Genomic DNA, 17,021 nt, shown 5'->3' with positions numbered 1-17,021 from the left:
ATGACCGAGGCGCAGGACAACGAGGTGACCGGTGGGGAGCAGGCCCACACCGGGCCGGCCGTGCCGCAGACCCGCACCGCCCGCCACCGCCGGATCGTGGACATCCTGGGCCGACACCCGGTCCGCTCACAGAGCCAGCTCGCCAAGCTGCTCGCCGACGACGGACTGACCGTCACCCAGGCCACGCTCTCCCGCGACCTGGATGAGCTGGGCGCGGTGAAGATCCGGAACACCGGTGGTGAGCTGATCTACGCCGTGCCCAGCGAGGGCGGCGACCGTACGCCACGGGCACCGCTGGGCGAGTCGGCGAGCGAGGGCCGCATGGCCCGGCTCGCGGGCGAGCTGCTCATCTCGGCGGAGGCGTCCGCCAACCTCGTAGTGCTGCGCACCCCGCCGGGCGCGGCCCAGTTCCTCGCCTCGGCCATCGACACGGCCGAGGTGCACGACATCATCGGCACCATCGCGGGCGACGACACGTTGCTGCTCATCAGCCGTGACCCGCACGGCGGGCAGGCGCTGGCCGACCATCTGATGCGGTTGGCCCAGCGCGCCCGCTGACCCCGACAACCCCGCCGCCACCTGCCCGTTCACCCTCCACCACGGGTCCGCCGGGCAGGTGGCGCGGACCCGCTGGTCGTTCTCGACACCCCCGGGGCCGCGCGGTAGCGTGAGGACGCTCACATTCCGGGTCAGCGCGTCGGCCACTCCCTTGGCCGGCGGCGACACGCTGCCCCGCACCCGCCGACGCCCACCACCGAGCCCACACCTGTGCCGTGCACACGTGCGGGGACTGGGGGGAGACATGCCGGAAGGCGTAGCGCCCGCAGCACCGTCCCCGGTCGACCTGATCCGTACACTGCACACGCTCGGCCCCACCGGGACCAACCTGGAGGCCGCCGCCCGGCGGTGGCTTGACCGCCGTGGTCTCACCGGCAGCGGAACGGTCGTCCTGCACCCCTCGCTGGAGTCGGCGCTGGAGGGCCTGCCCCGCACCGGCGCGCACGCGCTGGTCGCCTGCGCCGTCTACCCGCACCTGCACACCCTGGTCTTCGACAACCTGCGCACCTGCCGCATGGTCGACAGCTTCCTCATGCCCACCCACGAGATGGTGCTGGCCGTCTCGGCCACCGCGCCCAGCGAGCCACGCACCGTCGCCACCCACCCCGCCCCGGCCAGCCTGGTGCCGCCCACCTGCCAGGCGCGCCCCGCGCTGAGCAACGCGCAGGCGGCCATCGACTGCGCCGGCGGCGCGGTCGACGCCTGCATCACCACGGCGGTGGCCGCCCGCGCCCACGCGTTGCGGATCGTCCACAACTTCGGCGCGGTGCCGATGGTCTTCACCGTCCACCAGGTCATCGAGGCGGCGCCGTGAGCCTCACCGCGCGCCCCACCGCCACCCCGCCCCCCGCCACGCGGGACCTGGTGCGCACCGTGATCCCGCGGGTGGACGCCTTCCGCGCCCAGCAGCGCGACGACGGCACGATCGCCGCCCCCACCCCGGCCGACGCGAGAGCGCTGCGGGAGCTGACCGACCAGGCCGCGCGCTGGTTCACCGCGCACGGGCGCCGACACCAGGCCCGGGCCCTGCGGGCGGACGTCGCCGACTGGCTGGCCGCCGGGCTCGACACCCCGCCGCACTTCGCGCGCAGCCGGGACGCGCTGGTGGCGCCGGCCGACGGCGCGTGGGCGGCGTTCCTGGCGCCGACGCGGACCACCAACAGCGTGCCGCCGGTGGGCCAGCGCATGGAGTTCTTCCTGGTCCGCCGCGCCGAGCCGCGCTCCCTCGCGACGGTGGCCGCGCGCTACCCGCACCCGGGGAACACCGCGCAGGCCACCGTGCTCCTGGCGGGCAGCGCGGGCTTCGCCCAGGGCAACTGCCTCGTCTTCTTCCCGGAGAACGTGGCCGCCCACGACAAGATCACCACCCAGGCGTACGCGATCTTCACCTTCAGCAAGTTCCGCGCGATCCACCAGACCTACGCGCTGCCCGCCGCCGAGGCCGTCCTCACCCCCGAGTCGGTCCCGCGCGCCTCCAGCGGTCTGGACGCCGACACCTGCTACCAGGCCCGCTCGCTGTGGGGATACCTGCACGACTACTTCCACCACCAGGGCGCCTGGCCGCTGGACCAGCACCTGACACTCAAGACGAACTGGTTCGTGGGACTCCTCGAAGAGACCAAGGTGGACTGCCAGACCGCACTCGCCTGCGCGGCGGGCGGGGTGCCCTACGCCGAGGAGCAGATCGCCATGATCCTGCTGGAGCGCGTGTTCCGCTATCCGCTGGCCGAGGACGCCGTACGCAACTTCGACGCCGGCACCGGGGTCTTCCTCTTCTCCTGGCTGCGTTCGACGGGCGCGCTCACCCCGCGCGGCGAGCGCTTCGCGCTGGAGCGCGAGCGGCTGCTGCCGGCGCTGGGCGAGCTCGTGGCGGCCATCACCGACCTGGAGGCGCGCGTGACCTCCCCCGCGCACTACCGGGAAAAGGCACGGGAGTTCGTGCGGCGCTTCCTGCCCGCCGGCGAGCCGGGCGACCGCTACCGGTTCACCGCCGACCAGCGGGTACTGCGCCGGGCTCGCCGCCAACTCGCCGCCCTCCCCCCGCTTCACTTCGTACCGGGAGAGACATGACGTCCACCGACCGGCACCCGGCCGCGCTGAGCGCGGACCACATGGAGGCGGCCGTCCGCCGCTACTTCCAGGCGTGCAACACCGTGGACCACGACCTGTTCACCCGCTGCCTGGCCGAGGACGTCGTGCACTACCTCGCCCGGGGCATGCACGGGCCCATCGTCGGCATCGCCCCGATGGTCGAGCGCTGGGGCGCCGACGTGGCGGCCCACTCCTCCTCCTGGGTGGTGGACGGCGTCTTCGCCGACGAGCGCACCCGCACCGCCGTCTGCGAGTGGACCGGCTTCAAACCGGGCCTGGGCACCGTCCTGCGCGGCGTGGAGATCTACCGCTTCAACGACGCCGGCCTCATCGACGAGGTGCGCATCTACTACGCCGCGCGCCGCGACGAGAGCACCCCGGCCAACGAACTGGAGGGCTTCCCGTACGCCGAGCGGGGGTTCGCCACGTGAGCGCGGGCCCGCCGGCCCGCTCTCGCGCCTCCGCCGGCGGGACGCTCCCCGCCGGGGCCGCGCACGGGGCGCGGCCGGTCCGCGCGGTCCACGCACGCGCCGTCGCGGTCGGCGAGCCGGGCCCTCGGCCGCTCGCGGACCGCCGGTGCGCCGGCGCCGTCACCACGGCGGGCGGGGGCCGGTGAGCGAGGCCGCGCCCGCGCCGGGCCGGGGCGCGCCCATGGCGGGGCGGCGCGCGGCCTACGGGGCGGGCGCGCGGGCGGCGCTGCCCTTCACCGTGGCCGTCTTCGCCTTCGGCATCTCCTTCGGGGTGCTGGCCAAGGGCTCCGGGTTCTCCGCGCTGGCGGCGACAACCCTGTCCGGGCTGGTGTTCGTGGGCTCCTCCCAGTTCGCGGCCGTCTCGGTGCTGGCCAGCGGGGGCGGCTGGGTGGCCGCCGCCCTCGCGGGCACCCTGCTCAACCTGCGCTACCTCGTGATGGGCTTCGCCATCCTGCCCGCGCTGCGCGGCGGTCGGGCCCGCCGCGCGGTGGAGTCACAGCTGGTCATCGAGGAGTCCTGGGCGATCGCCAGCGACGCCGACGGCCGCTTCGACCGGGTGCGCCTGCTCTCCTCCGGTGCCGTGCTCTGGCTCGGCTGGGTGGCCGGCACCGTGGCCGGGGCGCTCGGCCCGATCACCGCCGTGCACGTCACCCGCTACGGCCTGGACGTCGTCTCACCGGTGCTGTTCTTCCTGCTCCTGGCCCCGCACACGGGGTCCGCCGGTCGGCGGGGCCGGCGGCCGGTGGCCCTGGTGGCGGCTGCCGGCGCCCTGCTGCTGACCGGCGCGGGCCTGCCCGACGCGGCCATCGCCGTGGCCTGCCTGCTCGCGCTCGTGGCGACCTGGCGGGCCCGGTGACCGATCCGACCTGGCTCGTCCTGATCGCCCTGGCGGCCACGACCTTCCTCCTCAAGGGCGCGGGGTCGCTGGTGATGGGGGACCGCGCGCTGCCCGCCTGGTTCCCGCGCTTCGTGGAGTACCTGACGCCGGCCCTGCTCTGCGTGCTGGTCGTCACCCAGCTCCTGGGGCGGCCCGACGGCGACGGCCTGGCCGTCGACGCCCGCGTCACCGGGTTCGCCGCGGCCCTGGTCGCCGGGCGGCTGAAGGCCCCGGTGCCGCTGGTCGTGCTCGTCGCGGCGGCCACCACGGCCGCCGCCCGCGCCCTGACCTGACGCGCCCCCACCCGAGCCCACGGCGGGCGCCACGGGCGACGGCCCCGGCCCGGACACGGAAGCGGCCGACGCGTACGGATGTGACCGGGCCCGTGTGGACGTCACCCGGCTCGGCGGCCCACGCGGGGGCCCGGCCCGCACGCGCACCCGGCGCGAGGAGGCGCGCGCACCCGGCTCGGCCGGAGGGCGAGCGGCCCGGTGGCCTCCCCGGTCGCCCGGAGGCAGGGTGGCGCCGTGGTTCAGCTCGGCTCGGTGTGGGCGCCGGGGGCGGGCAGGCCCATCGTGGCGTAGACCTCGCCCGCCTCGCGCTGATGGCGCTGGGCCGCGCGGGAGTCGCGCTCCCGCAGCAGGGCGCCGGCCAGGTCCAGGGCGCGGGCCAGGCCCGGCCGGTAGCCGGTCTCGCGGTGGACGACCAGGGCGCGCTCCACGGCCGCCCGCGCCTTCTCGTGCTGGCGCGACGCCGCCCGCACGGCGGCCAGTTCCGTCAGGGCCTCGCCCTCGGCTACGCGCAGGCCCGCCTGGCGGGCCACGGTCAGGGCGGTGTGCGCGTGGGGCAGCGCCTCGCGGCAGGTGCCCTGGACCCGGTAGGCGGCGGCGAGCCCGACCCGGGCGGCGACCTCGGCACGGCGACAACCGGCCGTCGTGGCCAGCCGCAGCGCGTGTTCGTGCCGCTCCAGCGCGCCGGCCACGTCGTCCATCGTCAGCAGCGCGGCGCCCAGCGCGTTCAGCGCGTCGGGCTCCACCAGCCGCCGGTGCGTGCGCTGCGTGGTGTGCAGGGCGTCCGAGGCGTGTTTGACCGCCATCCGCGGGTCGCCGGTGTCTCGGCAGAGCACCGCCAGACAGCACAGCACGCCCTCACCGGCGTAGGTGAACGGCAGTCGATCGGCGGCCTCCAGCGCGTCCCGCAGGACGCGGCCGGCCTCCGCCAACCGGCCCAGGCCGTGCAGCGTGGCGCCCAGGCCCCACAGCGGCAGCAGCGCCGCGTGCGGGTCGCTGGAGCACCGGCTCAGCTCGTGCCCCTCGGCGAAGTGCGCGTGCGCCGACCCGAACTGACCCCGGTCCAGGCACGTGAAGCCCAGCAGCGCCAACGCCCAGATCTCCCCGGCCGGCTCCTTGACCGCGTGGTAGACCTCGCGGGCCCGCAGCGCGTGGTGGTACGCGGTGTCGAGCCGTCCTCGTTCCCGGCTGGCGGCGGCGAGCCCGAGGAGCGCCCCGCCCTTCTCGGCCAGCAGCCCGGCGCGCGCGTACAGGCGCTCGGCCCGTTCGCTGTGCCACAGGGCCTTCTCGTGCTGGGCCAGCTCCCAGTGCACGTACCCCAGGCTCCAGTGCATGACCGCCCGGCCGTACCCGTCCTGGTCGGCGTCGGCGGCACGCAACCCGGCGTCGGCGGCGCGCAGCCAGTCCGTGCGCTGCCCGTGCGCCATCAGATAGCCGTGCAGCACCTGGGCGATGCGCCAGGCGACCGGGTACGGGCCGTGCTCGGCGGTGTGCTCGACACAGGCCAGCAGGTTGCCCCGCTCGGTCTCCAACCAGCCGAGCGCCGCCTGCTTGTCGGCGAACGCCAGCGGCGCCGCCAGCGGGTCGTCGGGCGGGGGCGGTGGCTCGGCGAACCACGAGTAGAACGTCCCGTACAGCCGCTGCGCCGCGCTGTCGGCGGTGGCCAGGTACCACGCGAACAGGCGCCCGGTGGCGGCCTCGCGGTCCCGCGCCTCGCCGCGCGACGCCTTGTCCCGGCCGTGCAGCCGCAGCAGTTCGTGCAGGTGGAAGCGGCCGGGACGGAAGGACTCCAACAGGCTCCGGGCGCACAGCCGATCCAGCCGCCGGGCCGCCTCCCGCTCCGGTAGCCCGGCCAGCACGGCCGCGGCCCGGGTGGAGAACTCGGCACCGGGCATCAGGCCAAGGAGGCGGAACAGCCGCCGGTCCGGCTCGGGCAGCGCCTGGTAGGACAGGTCGAAGGGGCCCGCCACCGCCGTCGCCCACTCCTCGCCCGTGGACAGCTCCGCCAGCCGGTCGCCCTCGCGCAGGTCCTCGGCCAGATCCGCCAGGGTGCGCCCACGGCTGCCCAGCAGGTTGGCGGCGGCGATCCGGACGGCCAGCGGCAGGTGTCCGCACAACCGGGTGATCTCGGCGGCGGCCTCGGGCTCCGCGCGCACCCGCTCCGCGCCGACGACGCGGGCCAGCAGCGCCAGCGACTCCTCCTCCTGGAAGGCCCCCAGGTCGATGTGGTGCGCGTCGTGGAAGGCGGTGAGGCCGCGCAGGTCGTTGCGGCTGGTGACCACGACACAGCAGGTGGGGGAGGCCGGCAGCAGGGGCCGTACCTGTTCGAGCGCGGCGGCGTCGTCGAGCAGGATCAGGGTCCGCTTGCCGGCCAGCAGCGACCGGTACAGGGCCGCCTTCTCGTCCTGCCCCTCCGGCAGGTGCCCGATCGGCACCCCCAGGGCGCGCAGCAACTGGCCCAGCGCCTCCTCGGGCGCCAGCGGCGCGCCCGGCGCGTAGCCGCGCAGGCTCACGTAGAGCTGCCCGTCGGGAAAGCGGTCGGCCACCCGGTGCATCCAGTGCACGGCCAGCGACGTCTTGCCGACGCCGGCCATGCCCGAGACGGAGGAGATCACCAGCGTCCGCTCGGCCGCCTGGGAGCGCACGGCGAGCTGCGCGTCCAGCTCCCGCAGCCGCTCCACCCGCCCCGTGAACCCGGCCACGTCCAGCGGCAGTTGACGCGGCACGGGAGCCGCCCCGACGGGAGCCGGCGGCGCGGCGGCGGCGGGCGGACCGGTGGCGGGGGCGGCCGGCGCGGGCTCCGCCGTCGCCGGCGGGGGCGCGGGTGCTGTCGTGGGTGTGTCGAGGTGCAGGGTCGGGTCCGCGTTCAGCACCCGCTGGTGGAGCTCCTGGAGCGCGCGCCCCGGCTGGATGCCCAACTCGACGTCCAGTACCCGGCGTACGTCGCGGTAGGCGCCGAGCGCGTCGGCCTGCCGCCCCGCCCGGTAGAGCGCCAGGACGAGCTGGCAGCGGGGCCGTTCGCGCAGCGGATGCTCCTCGACGAGGGTGCCGAGTTCGTCGATGGCCTCCTCGTCGCGGCCGAGCCCGAGCAGCGCGTCCACCCGCTCCTCCCGGGCCACCACCCGCATCTCGGTGAGCCGTTCCGCCTCCGCGAGCGCGAAGCCCCGCTCGCGTACGCCGTCCAGCGCGGGCCCCGTCCACAGGGCCAGGGCCGCGTCCCAGTGCGTGACGGCGCCCCGGGCGTCGCCGGCGGCCAGCGCCTGCCGCGCCTGGCGGGCCAGGCGCAGGAACCACAGCGCGTCCACGTCCCGCTCGGCCAGGTGCAGCGCGTAGTTGGTGTTGCTGCGACCGCCCGAGCTGACCAGGACGCGGAAGCCGTCCCTGGCCCGGCGCTCGGGCTCCAGGATGCGCCGCAGGTGCAGGATGTGGGTGCGCAGGGTGGTCACCGCGCCGCCCGGCGCCGCGCCCTCCCACAGGGCGTCCACGATCCGCGCGGTGCTCACCGCCCGTCCGCCGGCCAGCGCGAGGAGGGCGAGCAGCGCGCACTGCTGCGGGCCGAGGCTGACCGCCCGGCCGTCCACCTCGATGCCCACCGGGCCCAGCAGCCGCAGACGTACCGCCGTGTTCCCCGTGGTGCTCGCGGCGTCCCCCGGAGGGTGGCTCACCCGGCTCCCCTCCTGTGACCGTCGCCGTGTGGGTCGATGGGCTGGGGGCGGCGGCGCTGGCACCGGGGGGCGGCCAGACCGGCACGCGACGTCGACCGCCCGCCCGGGGCGGGCCCTGGGCCCTGCGGCGCGGGCCCCTCGCGCGCCGCCGAACCGTCGGCGGGCCGCCCGGCCGGGGCCGGCCGGTCGCCCCTCAGGCCGGCCCGGCCGCGAAGTGGCTGATCTTCCCGTCGGTGAGCGTGAACGTCCACGCGGAGGACAGGTCGCCCCAGACGTCGTTGTGGTAGCGGGCGCGCAGCGACAGCCCGTCCGGCGACTCCCACTCGACGTCCATGCTGGGGTGGGAGGTGAAGACCTCCCGCTCGGCCCACTCGACGAGGTTGTGCTCCTTCTCGTCGTCGGTCATGGACGCGTCGGGCGTGAGCGTGGCCCACAGGGCGTCGCGGTCGCAGGCGTTGACGGCCGCGACGAAGGCGCGCACCGCCGGCTGGGACAACGTGTCGTTGAGGCTCATCGGCTGGGGCCTTTCTGGCTGGTGCTCCTCGCCGGCCGAGCCACCCCCACGGGGCGGCTCGGCGGGGCGACGTACGGGGTGCCCGGTGGGCGCGGGGCCCGCCCCGGCGTGGGGCGACGGGGCCGCGACACCGGCGGGGCGGGGGCCGGGCCGCGCTCGGGCTGTCGGGGCCGGGGTCGGTCGGCGGGGTGTGGTGCGGGCGCGGTCAGCCGGCGGGGGCGTCCGCCTCGCCCGCGCCGGGCGGGCCGGGCACCCCGTTGAGCGCCTTCGCCAGCGCGTGGGTGTCCTCGAAGAGGCGGTAGCCGACGATCTGGCCGTCCCGCACGGTGACATGGGCGGCGAACGGCGTGGCCAGCGTCGCGCCGGTGGCCCTCACGGTGTCCGTCAGATGCCCGATGATCACGCCCTGCTCGCCCTCGACCACGGTGTGCGTGACGGTGAAGTCCTGGGGCGCGAGATAGGTGTGCAACAGCCGGAAGAACTCCGCGACCTCGGCACGCGAGGAGCGCCGCCCCGACCAGGGAGCCGCGCCCGAGGCCGGCGCGTCCCAGTCGACGTCCTCGGAGAACAGCGCCACCGCGCCGTCCAGGTCGCGGGCCCGGGTCCTGCCCAGGTAGGCGTCGATGGTGGCGCGGGTGCTCTCTGTGGACATGTGTCAGCTCCTTACGCACGCGCTCGGCGGCGTGTTCCAGGCTCGCACTCTTCCCCCGACACCGCGACACCTTGCCACAACTTCGCCCACTACGGGCCCGGCACGCGCGGGCCAACTAGCGTTCGCCGTACACCCTGTTGGGGCACGCCCGGCTCGCGCCGGCGACCGCGCCCCGCGCCGCGCGAGCCCGGCCCGCGGCGGGAGCTCGGCCCGACCCGGGTCCCGCGTCGGCGCGCCCGCCGGCTCGCGGACCGGTGACGGGGCGGTGGGACGTGGGGCGCGGCGGGCGTGTGGGGCACGCGGCCCGGGGGAGGGCGGCGGCCGTGCGGTGCGGGTGGCGGGGGAGCGGCCCGGCGGCATGTCTGGCGGGGCGGTCGGGGTGGCGCCGGGGCGTCGTGAAATCCGGTGTCCCCGCCCGCACTTCGGCTTCTAGGCTGCCCGGATGCACACCTTCGATCACCCGACGACCGTCAGTGCCGATCTGGCCCCGCTCGCCGACCACCCCTGGGCGCGGGGCACGCACCGCGACGCGACGGCCCGTCTCGTCGCCCTGGGCTGGGTCCCGTGCGGCGTCGGCGACTGGGCGGTGGGGCTGCGCTCGCCCAGCGGCCACCTCGCCGCCCGGGTGTGCCCCTTCGACCCGGCGTACGCGGCCTTCCTCGACCTGTGCCAGCGCTGCGCGGGCAACCCCTATCTGCCGCGCGTCGAGCGGGCCGAGGCGCTGGCCGGCGGCGGCACGCTGACGGTCATGGAGTTCCTGACTCCGGTGGACAAGGCGGTGGCCCTCGCGGTCCAACACCACTGGAGCGAGCGCCCGACCTCCGTACCGCAGTCGGTCACCTCGGACGCGAGCGCCCCGCGCGGGGCGGCCGTGGACGCGGCGGCGCTGCTCCCCGAGATCGCCGGGGACCCCGACTTCGCCGCCGTACACGAGGCGGCCCAGCACGTGAACGCCGCCTACCGGCAGAACACGCCCTGGTGGGACGGCATCGACCTGAACGAGGGCAACGTACGCCGCGCCCTGGACGGCCGCCTCACCCTGATCGACGTCTTCTGCATGGACGGCGCGTCCCTCTACGCCCAGGTCCTCGCCGACGCCCACGTGGTGCGCGAACGGATGGGCGAGGAGCACACCCGCCATCTGCTCGACATCCCCTACATCGCCCGCGCGAGCACGCCGGAGGAGATCGCCGCGCTGCGCCGGGCGTGGGCGCGCTGACGGACGGTGGCGCACCGGCCCCGGCGGGCCGACCCCGCGCGTAAGCCGACGGACGGGGCGCGGCACGGGGCCGGCGGACCGGCCGCCGGTGGCCGGACGGCGCGGGCCCTCCTCGCGGCCGGTGCCCCGGCCGCCGGCTCACCCGTGGCGGCGGGTGGGGCCGGCCTCTTTCTCCCGCCGCTGGTCGGCTCGCATCCGGCGCGCCGGCCCCGCCGCCGCTGACCCGCCGACTCAGGCGGGCGAGCGCGGCCCGGGGACGCGGGGCGCCTCCGGGAGGTCGGCGGGAGGCGACGACGGCGGCAGCGGTAGCGGGAGGCCGGGCAGGCCGTCGATGCTCGTGCCGATGTACTCCTTGCGCTGGAAGTACGCGTCGAGCGAGGCGTCGTCCTCGCGCGCGAAGCGCCGGGCGTGCAGGTCACGGTCCTCCCGGTAGTCCATCAACGGGACGGCGTAACCGCAGGTGTCGCGGATCAGGTCGGCCGTCACGACGATGATGGCCCGCAGGCCGTGCGGCGTGGGGTCCACGGTGGGGAAGTGGCCCAGCAGTTGCGTCCAGCGCGGGTCGTCCCGGAAGACGGGCTCGCCGCGCCCGTGGACCCGCACGATGTTCGGCGGCCCGTCGAAGGCACACCACATCAGCGTGATGCGGCCGTTCTCCCGCAGGTGGGCGATGGTCTCGGCGTTGCTGCCGGCGAAGTCGAGATAGGCCACGGTCCGCTCGTCCAGGACCGCGAACGACCCGGAGACGCCCTTGGGCGAGAGGTTGACCGTGCCGTCGCCGGACAGCGGCGCGGTGCCGGTGAAGAAGATCTTCTGTGCCTCGATGAACGTCCGCAGTCGACCCTCTATGCCTGTGTATGTCTTTCCCATACCCCACATCATGAACAACGGGGCTGGACGATGACTGGAGGCGTTCATGACGCGAGACACGACGGTGCGCGTGCGCCGGGTGTACGAGGAGCCGGAGTCGGGCGACGGGGCCCGGGTGCTGGTCGACCGGATCTGGCCGCGCGGGCTGGCCAAGGCCGCCGCGCACCTGGACGACTGGTGCAAGGACGCGGCGCCCTCCACGGAGCTGCGCCGCTGGTACGGACACGACCCGGCGCGGCTCGACGAGTTCTCCCGCCGCTACCGGGCCGAACTGGCCGAGCCCGCCGCCCGTGCCGCGCTGGGCCAGCTACGCGAGCGGGCCACGGACGGCCCCCTGACCCTGCTGACCGCGACGCGGGACCTGTCGCTCAGCCACGCCAGCGTCCTGGCCGAGGAGCTGCGCGGGGCGGACTGAGCCGGACCGCCCGCCCTCCGGGCCGGCCCCCGGGTGGGCGCGCTCCCGCGCACCGGGCCGGCCCGCGCACCCCACGCGGGAGGGGGTCGGCGGGTGTGCCCCCGACACCCCCTCCGTGGCGCGTTGACGAAACATACGGAGCGATGCATAATTATGCCAGTCAGCGTATGCATCGTAAGGAGAAACCCGTGACCGAGCGCGTCGTACTCGCCTACTCGGGCGGCCTGGACACCTCCGTCTGCATCGGTTGGATCGCCGAGAAGACGGGTGCGGAGGTCATCGCCGTGGCCGTGGACGTCGGACAGGGCGGCGAGGACCTGGACGTCATCCGCAAGCGCGCGCTCGCCTGCGGTGCGGTGGAGGCGGAGGTGGCCGACGCCCGGGACGAGTTCGCCGACGAGTACTGCCTCCCGGCGATCAAGGCCAACGCGCTCTACATGGACCGCTACCCGCTGGTCTCCGCCCTCTCCCGGCCCACCATCGTCAAGCACCTGGTGGCCGCCGCGCACAAGCACGGCGCGAGCACCGTGGCCCACGGCTGCACCGGCAAGGGCAACGACCAGGTGCGGTTCGAGGCCGGCATCTCCTCGCTGGCCCCCGACCTGAAGTGCATCGCCCCGGTCCGTGACTACGCCATGACCCGGGACAAGGCCATCGCCTTCTGCGAGGAGAACAACCTCCCGATCGCGACCACCAAGAAGTCGCCGTACTCCATCGACCAGAACGTCTTCGGGCGGGCCGTGGAGACCGGCTTCCTGGAGGACATCTGGAACGCGCCGATCGAGGACGTCTACGACTACACGTCCAACCCCGCCACCCCGCGCGAGGCCGACGAGGTCGTCATCACCTTCAAGGAGGGCGCGCCGGTCGCCATCGACGGCAAGCCCGTCACCGTCCTGCAGGCCATCCAGCAGCTCAACGAGCGCGCCGGGGCGCAGGGCATCGGCCGGATCGACATGGTCGAGGACCGGCTGGTGGGCATCAAGTCCCGGGAGATCTACGAGGCGCCCGGCGCCATCGCGCTGATCACCGCCCACCAGGAGCTGGAGAACGTCACCGTCGAGCGCGAACTGGCCCGCTACAAGCGCCAGGTCGAGCAGCGCTGGAGCGAGCTGGTCTACGACGGCCTGTGGTTCTCGCCGCTCAAGCGGGCTCTGGACGGCTTCATCGCCGAGGCCAACCAGCAGGTGTCGGGCGAGATCCGGATGACCCTGCACGGCGGTCGCGCGGTCGTCACCGGTCGGCGCTCCGAGCAGTCGCTGTACGACTTCAACCTGGCCACCTACGACACCGGCGACACCTTCGACCAGTCGCTGTCCAAGGGCTTCATCGAGATCTTCGGCATGTCCTCGAAGATCGCCGCCAAGCGCGACCTGGCCTGAGACGTACCCTGCCGCCACCGCCGCCTCCTCGCCCTCCCGGTGGGGAGGCGGTCGCACACCCGCCACCTTCGAGCGCGATTGTTGAGGAGCAAAGTTGAGCAGCAACAGCGGTGACGTCCGGCTGTGGGGCGGACGGTTCGCCGACGGCCCCGCCGAGGCCCTGGCCGCCCTCTCGGCCTCCGTCCACTTCGACTGGCGGCTGGCCCCGTACGACATCGCCGGCTCGCGCGCGCACGCGCGTGTGCTGCACACCGCCGGGCTGCTCACCGTCGACGAGCTGACCCGCATGCTGGAGGGCCTCGACCGGCTGGAGGCCGACGTCGCCACCGGCGCGTTCGTGGGCACCGTCGCGGACGAGGACGTGCACACCGCCCTGGAACGCGGCCTGCTGGAGCGTCTCGGTCCCGACCTCGGCGGCAAGCTGCGCGCTGGCCGCTCCCGCAACGACCAGATCGCCACCCTCTTCCGGATGTACCTGCGCGACCACGCCCGTATCGTCGGCGGACTGATCGCCGACCTGCAGGACGCGCTGGTCTCCCTGGCCGAGGCGCACCCGGCCGCCGCCATGCCCGGCCGCACCCACCTCCAGCACGCCCAGCCGGTGCTCTTCGCCCACCACGTGCTGGCCCACGTGCAGGCGCTGGGCCGGGACGCGGAGCGGCTGCGGCAGTGGGACGAGCGCACCGCCGTCTCGCCGTACGGCTCCGGCGCGCTGGCCGGCTCCTCGCTCGGGCTCGACCCGGAGGCGGTCGCGGCCGACCTCGGCTTCGAGCGCGGCGCGTCCGGCAACTCCATCGACGGCACGGCCGCCCGTGACTTCGCCGCCGAGTTCGCCTTCATCACGGCCATGATCGGCGTCGACCTGTCCCGGATCGCGGAGGAGGTCATCCTGTGGAACACGAAGGAGTTCTCCTTCGTGACGCTGCACGACGCGTTCTCCACCGGCTCCTCGATCATGCCGCAGAAGAAGAACCCGGACATCGCCGAGCTGGCGCGGGGCAAGTCGGGCCGTCTGATCGGCAACCTGACGGGGCTGCTGGCCACGCTGAAGGCGCTGCCGCTGGCGTACAACCGCGACCTGCAGGAGGACAAGGAGCCGGTCTTCGACTCCTGTGACCAGCTGGAGGTCCTGCTGCCGGCGTTCACCGGGATGATGGCCACCCTCACCGTGCACGAGGAGCGGATGGCCGCACTGGCCCCCGCCGGCTTCTCGCTCGCCACCGACATCGCCGAGTGGCTGGTCCGGCAGGGCGTGCCGTTCCGGGTCGCGCACGAGGTGGCCGGGGAGTGCGTGAAGGTGTGCGAGGCGGCGGGCATCGAGCTCGACCAGCTCACCGACGAGCAGTTCGCCGCGATCTCACCACATCTGACGCCCGAGGTCCGTTCGGTGCTCAGCGTCTCCGGCGCGCTGGCCTCGCGTGACGGGCGGGGCGGCACCGCGCCCTCGGCCGTCGCCGTCCAGCTCGCCGAGATCAAGGCGGACCTGGTCGTCCAGCGCGAGTGGACCGAGGCCAAGCGCTAGCGCGTCCGGGCGCGCGGCGGCTGCGCTCGCGCCCTCGCGCCGCACGAGGCCGGGCAGGTCCCCACGGGCCCGCCCGGCCTCCGGCGTTCCCACCCCCCCGCGACGCTCGCACCAGCCCCCCGCCGCACGCCCGCCCCCGCGTCCCCGTGAACCCGTACGCGCCCGCGCGCGAAAGGCCCCGCACGTGAACGCCGCGCGCGGGCCCTTCGTGCCTCCCCGCGTGACTCCCGCCGCGTGGCCCCACCGGACCGTACGCGCACCGCACCGGCCCCGGGCGGCCCTCTCCCCGCCGTGAGACGTTGCTGTCTCAAATGACGTATGGTCGTCTCATGACGGTGGACCGAAGCCAGGTGCTGCGCGCGGCGGCGACCCTGCTGACCCGCAAGGCGACCGCCTCCATGGACGAGATCGCCAAGGCGGCCGGGATCAGCCGCGCCACGCTGCACCGGCACTTCGCTGGGCGGGACGCGCTGGTCAAGGCGTTGGAAGAGCTGGGGATAGCGCGCTTCGAGGCGGCGTTGGACGCCGCCGCCATCGAGGAGGGCGCCGCGACGGACGCCCTGCGCCGACTGATCGCCCACATCAAGCCCGAGGCCGCCCTGCTGGCCTTCCTGACCACCGAGAACCAGCTCTTCGAAGGCGAGGTCTACGAGGGCTGGGACCGGCTGGACGCCCGCATGACCGATCTGTTCCGGCGGGGCCAGGAGCGCGGCGAGTTCCGTGTGGACCTCACCGCCGCGTGGTGCACCGAGGCCCTGTACGGCCTGATCGGGGCCGCGGCCTGGGCCGCGCACGCGGGCCGGATAGCGCCCAAGGACACGGAAGAAATGATCGCCGAGCTGCTGCTGGGCGGCGTGCGACGGAGCATGGAGTAATGAGCGGTCGGATAGCGACAACGGGCTCCGGGGCCCACTCCAGTACACAGACGCCACGGCCCGGACGCTGGCTCGCGCTGGCCGTGCTGGTGCTGGCGGTGCTGCTGGTCGCCGTGGACGCCACGGTCCTCGGCCTGGCCACCCCCTTCCTCAGCGAGGACCTGCGCCCCTCGGGCACCCAGTTGCTGTGGATCGGCGACGTCTACTCGTTCGTGATCGCCGGCCTGCTCGTCTCCATGGGCAGCCTCGGTGACCGGATTGGCCGTAAGAAGCTGCTGCTGATCGGCTCGGTCGCCTTCGGCGCGATCTCCGTACTCAACGCGTACGCCACCAGCCCGGAAATGATGATCGTGGCGCGGGCGCTGCTCGGTGTCGCGGGCGCCACGCTGATGCCCGCCACCCTGGCGCTGATCCGCAACCTCTTCGACGACCCGCGCGAGCGCAGCCTGGCCGTCGGCATCTGGGGCGCGACGGCCTCGGCCGGCGCGGCGATCGGGCCGGTGGTGGGCGGCTTCCTCCTGGAGCACTTCTGGTGGGGGTCGGTCTTCCTGATCAACCTGCCGGTGATGGCCGTGCTCGTGCTGGTCGGCATCCGGCTGCTGCCCGAGTCGCGCGACCCCTCGCCCGGCCCCTGGGACCTGCCCAGCGTGGGGCTGTCCCTGGTCGGGGTCATCGGTGTCGTCTACACCATCAAGGAGGCGGCCTCGCACGGCATGGGCTGGGACGTCGCCGTCGCGGGCGTGGTCGGCGTACTGGCCCTGACCTGGTTCGTCCGTCGCCAGCTCACGCTGCCCTCGCCGCTGCTCGACATGCGCCTCTTCCACCACCGGGGCTTCTCCGGGGCGGTCCTGGCCGACCTGCTGACCATCCTCGGCCTGTCCGGGCTGGTCTTCTTCCTGTCCCAGTTCCTCCAGCTCGTCCAGGACCGGCAGCCGCTGGAGGCCGGCCTGGCCGAGCTGCCGGCCGCGGTCGGCGCGGTCTCCGCCGGCCTGGTCGCCGGGGTGGTCGCGCGCCGGTTCTCGGTCCGCATCGTGGTCTCCGGCGGCCTGGCGGCCGTCGGTCTGGCCCTGGCCGCGCTGTCCTGGCTGGACACCAACACCGGCTACCCGCTGCTGGGCACGGTGCTGCTGGTGGTGGGCGTGGGGGCCGGCTTCTCCTTCACGGTCACCGCCGACGTCATCCTCTCCAGCGTGCCCGGCGACCAGGCCGGCGCCGCGTCGGCGGTCTCCGAGACCGCCTACGAGCTGGGCGCCGCGCTCGGTATCGCGCTGCTCGGCTCCATCGTCACCGGCGTCTACCGCGACTTCGCGACCCCGGCCGGCACACCCCACGGGGCGGCGTCCGAGGCCCACGAGTCGCTCGGCGGCGCCGTCGAGGCCACCCGCGACCTCCCGTCCGGCCAGGGGGAGGCCCTGCTGAGCGCGGCGCAGGAGGCGTTCGTGGACGGGCTGCGGATCGCGGCGGCGGTGGGGGCCGCCGTGCTGCTGGCCACGGCCGTCGTCGCCTGGTTCCTGCTGCGTGGCCAACGCCTGGCGAACACCGCCGCCGAGGCCGAGACGCTGGCCGGGGCGACCACCCGCGCCCCGCGCGACAGTCAGCGGGAGCCCGGCGCGTAGGCCCG

The 17,021-nt window shown here is 74.9% G+C and carries 16 protein-coding genes; 12 read left to right on the top strand and 4 right to left on the bottom strand.

Features of this window, described 5'->3' with window-relative positions; genetic code table 11:
• The 6 genes from ACFVFR_RS02450 (at position 1) to ACFVFR_RS02425 (ending at position 4,289) form a co-directional block, all read left to right on the top strand.
• On the top strand, positions 1-558 hold the full coding sequence (locus tag ACFVFR_RS02450) for an arginine repressor (protein WP_383697288.1): 558 nt from the start codon (positions 1-3) through the stop codon (positions 556-558).
• 244 nt (positions 559-802) lie between these two features.
• Entirely contained in the window at positions 803-1,372 is a 570-nt protein-coding gene (locus ACFVFR_RS02445; RefSeq protein WP_383697285.1) for a bacilysin biosynthesis protein BacA, read from the top strand.
• Positions 1,369-2,628 (top strand): DUF6421 family protein, encoded by a 1,260-nt coding sequence (locus tag ACFVFR_RS02440; RefSeq protein ID WP_383697282.1) that lies wholly within the window; start codon positions 1,369-1,371, stop codon positions 2,626-2,628. The genes ACFVFR_RS02445 and ACFVFR_RS02440 overlap by 4 nt, the downstream gene beginning before the upstream one ends.
• A complete protein-coding gene (locus ACFVFR_RS02435) occupies positions 2,625-3,080 on the top strand; it encodes a nuclear transport factor 2 family protein (RefSeq protein WP_383697279.1) in 456 nt (151 codons plus the stop codon). The genes ACFVFR_RS02440 and ACFVFR_RS02435 overlap by 4 nt, the downstream gene beginning before the upstream one ends.
• Before the next feature lie 181 nt (positions 3,081-3,261).
• Positions 3,262-3,975, top strand: coding sequence for an AzlC family ABC transporter permease (locus tag ACFVFR_RS02430; RefSeq protein ID WP_383697276.1), 714 nt, complete (start codon positions 3,262-3,264; stop codon positions 3,973-3,975).
• The gene (locus tag ACFVFR_RS02425; RefSeq protein WP_383697273.1) at positions 3,972-4,289 is read left to right on the top strand and encodes an AzlD domain-containing protein; all 318 of its coding nucleotides are present in this window, start codon (positions 3,972-3,974) and stop codon (positions 4,287-4,289) included. The genes ACFVFR_RS02430 and ACFVFR_RS02425 overlap by 4 nt, the downstream gene beginning before the upstream one ends.
• Before the next feature lie 239 nt (positions 4,290-4,528).
• Here the strand turns inward: ACFVFR_RS02425 and ACFVFR_RS02420 are convergent, their stop codons facing one another.
• The 3 genes from ACFVFR_RS02420 to ACFVFR_RS02410 form a co-directional block, all read right to left on the bottom strand.
• Positions 4,529-7,951 (bottom strand): BTAD domain-containing putative transcriptional regulator, encoded by a 3,423-nt coding sequence (locus tag ACFVFR_RS02420; protein WP_383697271.1) that lies wholly within the window; start codon positions 7,949-7,951, stop codon positions 4,529-4,531.
• A 193-nt stretch (positions 7,952-8,144) separates the two neighbouring features.
• Positions 8,145-8,465 carry a nuclear transport factor 2 family protein gene (locus tag ACFVFR_RS02415; RefSeq protein ID WP_383697269.1) on the bottom strand — a complete coding sequence of 107 codons (321 nt, stop codon included), beginning with the start codon at positions 8,463-8,465 and terminating at the stop codon, positions 8,145-8,147.
• Positions 8,466-8,670: 205 nt separating this feature from the next.
• Complete coding sequence (locus ACFVFR_RS02410; RefSeq protein ID WP_383697266.1) at positions 8,671-9,117, bottom strand: nuclear transport factor 2 family protein; 447 nt, start codon at positions 9,115-9,117, stop codon at positions 8,671-8,673.
• A gap of 442 nt (positions 9,118-9,559) precedes the next feature.
• Here ACFVFR_RS02410 and ACFVFR_RS02405 point away from each other — a divergent pair, with 442 nt between their 5' ends.
• Positions 9,560-10,336, top strand: coding sequence for a hypothetical protein (locus tag ACFVFR_RS02405; protein ID WP_383697263.1), 777 nt, complete (start codon positions 9,560-9,562; stop codon positions 10,334-10,336).
• 231 nt (positions 10,337-10,567) lie between these two features.
• On the opposite strand, the gene ACFVFR_RS02400 is transcribed toward ACFVFR_RS02405, so the two are convergent.
• A complete protein-coding gene (locus ACFVFR_RS02400; RefSeq protein WP_383697261.1) occupies positions 10,568-11,206 on the bottom strand; it encodes a pyridoxamine 5'-phosphate oxidase family protein in 639 nt (212 codons plus the stop codon).
• 46 nt (positions 11,207-11,252) lie between these two features.
• Between ACFVFR_RS02400 and ACFVFR_RS02395 the strand changes: the two genes are divergently transcribed.
• From ACFVFR_RS02395 to ACFVFR_RS02375, 5 genes are all read left to right on the top strand, one after another.
• Positions 11,253-11,621, top strand: coding sequence for a DUF488 domain-containing protein (locus ACFVFR_RS02395; RefSeq protein ID WP_383697259.1), 369 nt, complete (start codon positions 11,253-11,255; stop codon positions 11,619-11,621).
• 188 nt (positions 11,622-11,809) lie between these two features.
• On the top strand, positions 11,810-13,003 hold the full coding sequence (locus tag ACFVFR_RS02390) for an argininosuccinate synthase (protein WP_383697257.1): 1,194 nt from the start codon (positions 11,810-11,812) through the stop codon (positions 13,001-13,003).
• A 94-nt stretch (positions 13,004-13,097) separates the two neighbouring features.
• The gene (argH, locus tag ACFVFR_RS02385; RefSeq protein ID WP_383697254.1) at positions 13,098-14,525 is read left to right on the top strand and encodes an argininosuccinate lyase; all 1,428 of its coding nucleotides are present in this window, start codon (positions 13,098-13,100) and stop codon (positions 14,523-14,525) included.
• A gap of 329 nt (positions 14,526-14,854) precedes the next feature.
• Positions 14,855-15,400, top strand: coding sequence for a TetR/AcrR family transcriptional regulator (locus tag ACFVFR_RS02380; protein WP_383697251.1), 546 nt, complete (start codon positions 14,855-14,857; stop codon positions 15,398-15,400).
• Positions 15,400-17,016, top strand: a complete 1,617-nt coding sequence (locus ACFVFR_RS02375; protein WP_383697248.1) for an MFS transporter — start codon at positions 15,400-15,402, stop codon at positions 17,014-17,016. Before ACFVFR_RS02380 ends, ACFVFR_RS02375 begins: the two co-directional genes overlap by 1 nt.
• Positions 17,017-17,021 lie beyond the last annotated feature (5 nt).

The sequence above is a fragment of the Streptomyces sp. NPDC057702 genome (assembly GCF_042799315.1).
Taxonomy (GTDB): Bacteria; Actinomycetota; Actinomycetes; order Streptomycetales; family Streptomycetaceae; genus Streptomyces.
The sequence above is the reverse complement of the archived record's forward strand: the minus strand, read 5'-3'. Positions and strand labels throughout refer to the sequence as shown.